Below are 6,492 nucleotides of genomic sequence, written 5' to 3'. Positions count from 1 at the left end.
ACGATCTTGACCGTGATCCCGAGCCGGGCGAGCCGCTCAAGTGCCTGTGCGGCATCAGGTTTCGGCGGGTCGAGGAAGACCAGGAAGCCGAGCAACGTCAGATCGCGCTCGTCATCGACGGTAATCGCGTCAAGGCCGGGAGCGGGCCTGCTCGCAACGGCGACGACGCGATTTCCGGCGGCGAACTCCGCGGCCAGTGCCGTCGTGGCTGTCGCCGGGACGTCGAGGCAACGCGGCAGGACGGATTCCGGTGCGCCCTTGGCGATCAGGGTTCGCGTGCCATCGGGGCCGCTGACCAGCGTGGAGACCCTGCGCCGGTCGTGGTCGAAGGGCAGAAGCGCGAGTCGACGCCAGCCCGCTGACGCCGCCCTGTGCCCGGCCGCCGCCGGAGACTCCCAGAGCGCCAGGTCGAGGGCGTTGCCCCCGATCGCGTGGCCGTCGTCGGTGTCGGCTTCGGTACACAGCAGACCGCTCCGCAACGGATCACCGGCACCAGCCGGGATCGTGCGCATGAAGCTCAGGTGGCCGTGGGTCAGGGTGCCGGTCTTGTCGGTGAACAGGGTGTCGACGTCACCGAGGTCCTCGATGCACACCAGCCGTTTGACCAGCACGTGACGCCGCGCCATCCGCTTCGAACCGGCGGCGAGGCTGACCGAGACGACGGCGGGCAGCAGCTGCGGGGTGATTCCCACGGCGATCGCCAGTGAGAACAACAGGGCGTCGATGATCGGCCGGTCCAGCGCCACGTTGATCGCGAAGATCGTCACGGTGAGCGCACCGGCGACGTAGACCAGGAGCATCGAGAAACGGCGGAGTCCGGTCTGGAAACCGGTCTCGGTCTGCTGCGTGTCGAGGCCGGTCGCGATCCGTCCGAATTCGGTCCGCGCGCCGGTGGCGACCACCACGCCACGACCGGAACCCGCGTGCACCACGGTGCCCATCAGCGCGCAGCCGGTCAGCTCCGCGAGCGCCGCGCCGGCTCCGACCGGCGACGTCGACTTCTCTACCGGGCCGGACTCACCCGTGAGCACCGATTCGTCACATTCGAGCGCGACCACGGACAGCAGCCTGAGGTCGGCGGGCACGATGTCACCGAGCCGCAGATCGACCACATCGCCCGGCACCAGCCCGACGACGTCGATCGTCCGCAGCCGTCCGTCACGCAGGACGAGCGTGCGGTGGTGGATCTGCGAGTGCAGCGCCTCAGCGGCCTTCTCCGCGCGGTACTCGTTGACGAAGCCCAGGCCGACCGACAACGCCACGATCACGGCGATGATGATCGCGTCACTGCGCTCCCCCACCAGATACGATGCGAAAGCCGCGGCGAGCAGGAGGCCGAGCAACGCCGAACGCAGCTGGTGCCACAGGACCACGAAGAACCGGGTTCGATGCGACGCGACCGCGTTGGGCCCGAACCGGGCCAGTCTCGCGGCGGCGTCGGCAAGGGAGAGGCCGTGCCCATCCACGGCGAGTCTGCTCAGCACCTCGTCGGCGGGCAGCGCACCGGCCGCCGACACCCCCAGCGCCGGGTCAGGGGCGTGCCGCGGCTTCGCCGGGTCGTCCAACGTCACCAAGGCCGGCGCCGACGGGTGACGAGGCACGCGATGACGAGGGCCGCGTCGACGACGACACCGCCCATCGCGGTCGAAGCGTTGGCGATCACGAGCGGGGACAAGACGGCGGCCGCGAGCAACACCACCGTCCGCCAACGCCCGTCACCGCGAACCACCAGTGCGGCACCGGCGAAGAACAACACCCCGGCCAGCAACCACAGCGCCCCGGCCACGATCCCCGCGGGGGTGCCCGGGGCGGGATACGCGTCCGCGTAACGTAGGTCGCCGAGTTCGGCGAGCTTCCACTGCAGCGGCACGCCCAGCAGGTGCACGACGCCGTGCGCGGTCAGCAGGACCGCGGCCGCCGACCGCACGATCCGCGTGCGGGTCGCTGGCTGGTCGCTCTGCACCGCGTTCGGCTCCAGGTCCACCTGGCCCAGGAAGAACTCGTCCGGCCTGTTCATGCTGTTCATCGGACCGGCTGCTTTTCGGCGTCGATCCGGATCGTTCGCAGCGAGGCCCGCAGCACGAGACCGACAAACGGCCGGATGAGCCACCAGTACCGGGCGAACCGCCGCCAGGAAACTGCGTCGGTGGTCGAGGTCCGGCACTCGTAGCTGAGCAGCGTCGAGCTCTCGCCGTAGGGCAACACGGAGAAGTTGGCGGCGATCTTGCCCCAGCCGGGCTCGGCGAACCCGGTGAATTCGACGGCGGGGACGTCACACCAGACGATGTCGGGACTCCAGAACCTGCCCACCGCCCCGAACACGATCTCCCGGTCCGGTCGTTCACCCAGCAGACCCCAGCCGGGCATCCCGATCCCGTCGCCGACAACCAGCCTCGCCGGGGTGACGGCCGGGGACCGGCCGAGCCGGGAAGGCAGGCCGCGCAGCCACATGGCGACGGAGATCAGCGGGCTCCGCACAGTCAGGAGATCGAGGCTGCGGGCCGCCCGGTAAGTGGTCGCCGGATCGGCCGCGACCACCAAGTGCGCCACGACGGTCACCTCGCCGGCGGGCATGAGGGTGTCGATCAGCAGCGGGGCACCCACAGCAGGGTCACGGGCGATCTCGGACGTCGTCATCCGTTCATCGTCTTCGCCATCCCTGGCGCTGGCCCAGGGTCCGAAGTCACTTTATCCGGCGACAAAGGGACCTCACCCGGAAAAGCGCGACGCGGGCTCACCGGGCGGCATTTTCGTGGTCATGGCCGCACGAGGACCTCGCCGGTCGCCCGGCGGAGGCTCGCCGGCGCGGGAGTACCCAGGGAGTGCCCGACGCGCATGAGCACCTGCGGGTAGCCCGGGAGGCCGAGGCTTCGCGCCATCGCCGATCGGATGCCGGGATCGTGCAGCGGCTGGGTGAGGACCGACGCGACGAGACCGGCATCGACCGCGGTGAGCCAGGCGGACTGCAGTGCGTACCCGGCGCGGAGGTGATCGGCCGGTGAGTCACCAGGAGTGTGGAAAACCAGTAGCCCCTCCTGCTCAAGCCTGCGCAGCAGAACATCGCACCGGGGGACGTCCGTGGCCGAGCGGACGAGTCCCGCCCACGGCAGCGCTCCGGCGGTGAGGTCGGCGGCGATGATCCCGACGCCGTGCCGATGGGACCGGTCGTCACGAATCGTCCACAGTGCGAGCTCACGCTGGTACCCACGGTCGCGCTTCGACGTCTGGGCCGCGGTGACCAGCAGGGCGGCGACGGCGGCGGAGTCGCGTTCACCGCGGACCGGCAGCACCCCCACCTCTGACGTGGTGCCCGCCTGGGCGACCGCGGCCACCTCGTGCTCCGAGACCAGGACGCCGGTGAACGGCCGGCGGTAGCTACGCCGTCGCGAAATCGCCCCGTAGCGGTGGAGATCCACGGTTCCCAGTGCCCGCCGGGCACCGGCGGTGACCGTCGCGACCAGGTCCGGTTGCGACGGGTCCGGGTACAGGCTGGTCGTGACGTCCCGGCCGAGGACACGCACGGCCAGTTCGAGGTTGGCCAGTGCCGCGCCGCAGGAGAGCGTGCGGTCCCGGCCGTGCGGGTCGAAATGCGGCAGCGTGATGTCCTCGCGTTCACGGAGCTGGACGTCGCGGCCGGCCAGCCGCACCGTCCAGGGCTGGATGTTGTGCACCGACGGTGCGCGGATCACCGCGTCGGCCAGCACCTGGGTCTCGGCCGCGGACCACCCGTCCGGAACAACCTGCGAAGCCATATCTGCCTCCTTGTGCTCGTCGAATCCCGCATCCAGCCTCGGCTCTCCCGCCGCGCGGTGGCAGTGCGGAACGGCTCCGATCCGGGGGACCAAAGGCATTTCGGCGAGGCGCCGCGTCGGAAGGTCCCGCGGATCGGGGACCAATGGCACCGGTGCTCCGGTCGCTCGAGCGCCAGGCTGTGCCCACACCCCGAACCGGAGGACATGATGAACGAGCACGTTTCCGAACTGATGACGCCGGACCCGATCGCCGTGAACGTCGACGCGTCCTACAAGCAGCTCGACGAACTGCTCGCCGGCAGCCTGATCAGCGCGGTCCCGGTCATCGACGGGCACGGCAAACCGATCGGCGTGGTGTCGGAGGCCGACCTGCTGGCCAGGCTTCGCCACCGCACCGGTGAAACACGACCGGGCTTGTTCTCCAGCGCGGCTTCCCGGCAGGACTGGGACAAGTCACGCGGCCTGATCGCCGCTGACCTGATGACGACCCCGGTACAGACGATCTCCTCCAGCGCGCCGGTGACCCTCGCCGCGGTCCGGATGGCCGAGTCCGGCGTCCGGCGGCTGTTCGTCGTCGACGGGACCACGCTCGTGGGCGTCGTCTCCCGCCGCGACCTGCTCAAAACCTTCCGCCGCCCCGACGCGCAGATCAAGGCGGACATCGAGCAGCACGTGCTCGACCGCGCCCTCGACGTCCCGGCAGGGCAGGCAACGGTGACCGTCGAACACGGCGTCGTCACGCTCGTCGGCAGGCTCGAAAGCCACGGCGACGCCGACCGGGCCGGGACGCTCAGCGCCGCGATCCCCGGCGTCGTCGAAGTACGCAACCGGCTCGACTTCGTCTGGGACGACCACAACCTCCACGCCGCCACCTACTGACCCAGAAGGAAAACATCATGTCCGTGCACGAAGAAGTCCAGCTCGACAGGTCCATTTCGGTTCCCTCACAGCATTCCGCGGCACCACATCCGACGTACGCCGGGCGCGCACTCGCGGTCCTGCGGATCGCGACCGGCCTGCTGTTCCTCTGGGCCTTCGCCGACAAGGCCTTCGGCCTGGGCTACGCCACGCCGTCCGCCAAAGCCTGGTTCAGTGGCGGCTCCCCCACCAAGGGCTTCCTCGGCTCCGTCGACGTCGGCCCGTTCTCCGGCATGCTGCACGCCTGGGCTGGCACCTGGTGGGCCGACTCGCTGTTCATGCTCGGCCTGCTCGGCCTCGGCGTCGCCGTCACCCTCGGCATCGGCCTGCGCCTCGCCGCCATCACCGGCACCATCATGATGGCCCTGATGTGGATCGCCGAATGGCCGCTCGCCCGCACCACCGACGCGGGCCGACCGAGCTCCTCCAGCAACCCGCTCATCGACTACCACCTCATCTACGCCCTCGTGCTGATCGTGCTCGCCGCGACCGCCGCCGGAACCGTCTGGGGCCTCGGCCACCGCTGGAACACCCTCGCCGCCGGCCGCACCCGCTGGCTGCGATGAGCACCGCCGTCCCGGTCGCCCCCGCGGCGACCGGGTTGACCGGCGCCGAGGCGGCGTCGATCCTGCGCCGGGACGGCCGCAACGAGCTCCCCCCACCCGCGCAGCCGCATCCGCTGGGCATGCTGCTCAAGCAGATGGTGCAGTTCTTCGCCCTGATGCTCTGGGTGGCAGCCGGCCTGGCGGTCATCGCGGGCATGCCGGTGCTCGCCATCGCCATCGCGGTTGTGGTCCTGGTCAACGGCGGGTTCTCCTTCGCCCAGGAATACCGCGCAGACCGTGCCGCGGACCGGCTACGCGACCTGATCCCGACACGGGCCACCGTGCGCCGAGACGATCTGGTCGTGGTTGTCGAGGCCACGGACCTGGTCGTCGGCGACGTGATCGTGCTCGAAGCGGGCGACCGGGTGTGCGCCGACGCCGAACTCGTGGCCGGGACCAGGCTGTCGGTCAACGAGTCCTTGCTGACCGGCGAAAGCAAACCGGTCCGCGGTACGGCCGGGACACCGATCCACGCCGGGACCTACGTGGTGGACGGGCATGGGAGCGCGACCGTGACCGCCACCGGCGCGCGCACCCGGCTTGCCGGCATCGCGACGGTGACGGAACAGGCCAAACGACCGCGGAGTCCGTTGACGACCCAGCTGCATCGGGTCGTGCGGGTGATCGCGATCGTCGCGATCGTGGTCGGCCTCATCTTCTTCGGGACGGCGCTGCTCCTTGGTTTCAGTCCCAACGAAGGGTTCCTGTTCGCGATCGGGGTGACCGTCGCGCTCGTGCCTGACGGGCTGCTGCCGACCGTCACCCTCTCCCTGGCCAGAGCCGTGCAGAAGATGGCGAAGCACAACGCGCTCGTCCGGCGGCCGGAATCCGTCGAGACGCTGGGCGCCACCACGTTCATCTGCACGGACAAGACCGGAACGCTGACCCGCAACGAAATGGCCGTCGTCACCGTCTGGACGCCGGGCGGCTCCACGACGGTGTCCGGCACCGGCTACCACCCCGAAGGCTCACTCTCCGGCTCAGCCGAAGTCGTCCGCCTCACGTCCGCGGTCGCGGACAGCGCGGCACGGTGCTCCCCTGATTCCCGCGCGCAGCACAAAGACGGCAGGTGGGCGGCCGTCGGCGACCCGATGGAAGTCGCCCTGCACGTACTCGCCGCCCGCGCGAAAGTGCCCGCCCCGCCCGCCCCACTCGCCAGGAACCCGTTCGACGCACACCGTCGCCGTGCTTCCCTTGTGGACAAAGACGGGGTGCAC

7 protein-coding genes are annotated in these 6,492 nt (G+C 70.3%); 3 read left to right on the top strand and 4 right to left on the bottom strand.

What is annotated here, in order from left to right:
- The 4 genes from QMK34_RS46520 to QMK34_RS46505 form a co-directional block, all read right to left on the bottom strand.
- Positions 1-1,571 (bottom strand): cation-translocating P-type ATPase (locus tag QMK34_RS46520; RefSeq protein ID WP_326421404.1); only part of this gene is annotated, 1,571 nt, incomplete at its 3' end.
- A complete protein-coding gene (locus tag QMK34_RS46515; RefSeq protein ID WP_326421402.1) occupies positions 1,568-2,026 on the bottom strand; it encodes a hypothetical protein in 459 nt (152 codons plus the stop codon). The genes QMK34_RS46520 and QMK34_RS46515, both read right to left, overlap by 4 nt.
- Positions 2,023-2,637 carry a hypothetical protein gene (locus tag QMK34_RS46510; protein ID WP_326421401.1) on the bottom strand — a complete coding sequence of 205 codons (615 nt, stop codon included), beginning with the start codon at positions 2,635-2,637 and terminating at the stop codon, positions 2,023-2,025. Before QMK34_RS46510 ends, QMK34_RS46515 begins: the two co-directional genes overlap by 4 nt.
- A 119-nt stretch (positions 2,638-2,756) precedes the next feature.
- A complete protein-coding gene (locus tag QMK34_RS46505; protein ID WP_326421399.1) occupies positions 2,757-3,752 on the bottom strand; it encodes an Acg family FMN-binding oxidoreductase in 996 nt (331 codons plus the stop codon).
- A 207-nt stretch (positions 3,753-3,959) separates the two neighbouring features.
- On the opposite strand from QMK34_RS46505, the gene QMK34_RS46500 reads away from it, so the two are divergent.
- The 3 genes from QMK34_RS46500 to QMK34_RS46490 all read left to right on the top strand — a co-directional run.
- Positions 3,960-4,631 carry a CBS domain-containing protein gene (locus QMK34_RS46500; protein ID WP_326421398.1) on the top strand — a complete coding sequence of 224 codons (672 nt, stop codon included), beginning with the start codon at positions 3,960-3,962 and terminating at the stop codon, positions 4,629-4,631.
- Between the two features lie 17 nt (positions 4,632-4,648).
- Positions 4,649-5,236, top strand: a complete 588-nt coding sequence (locus tag QMK34_RS46495; protein WP_326421396.1) for a hypothetical protein — start codon at positions 4,649-4,651, stop codon at positions 5,234-5,236.
- Positions 5,233-6,492: HAD-IC family P-type ATPase (locus tag QMK34_RS46490; protein WP_326421394.1), on the top strand; the 1,260-nt coding region annotated here is incomplete at its 3' end. The genes QMK34_RS46495 and QMK34_RS46490, both read left to right, overlap by 4 nt.

This window comes from Amycolatopsis sp. H20-H5 (genome assembly GCF_035828755.1).
Lineage (GTDB): Bacteria > Actinomycetota > Actinomycetes > Mycobacteriales > Pseudonocardiaceae > Amycolatopsis.
This window is presented reverse-complemented; position numbering and strand designations above follow the sequence as displayed.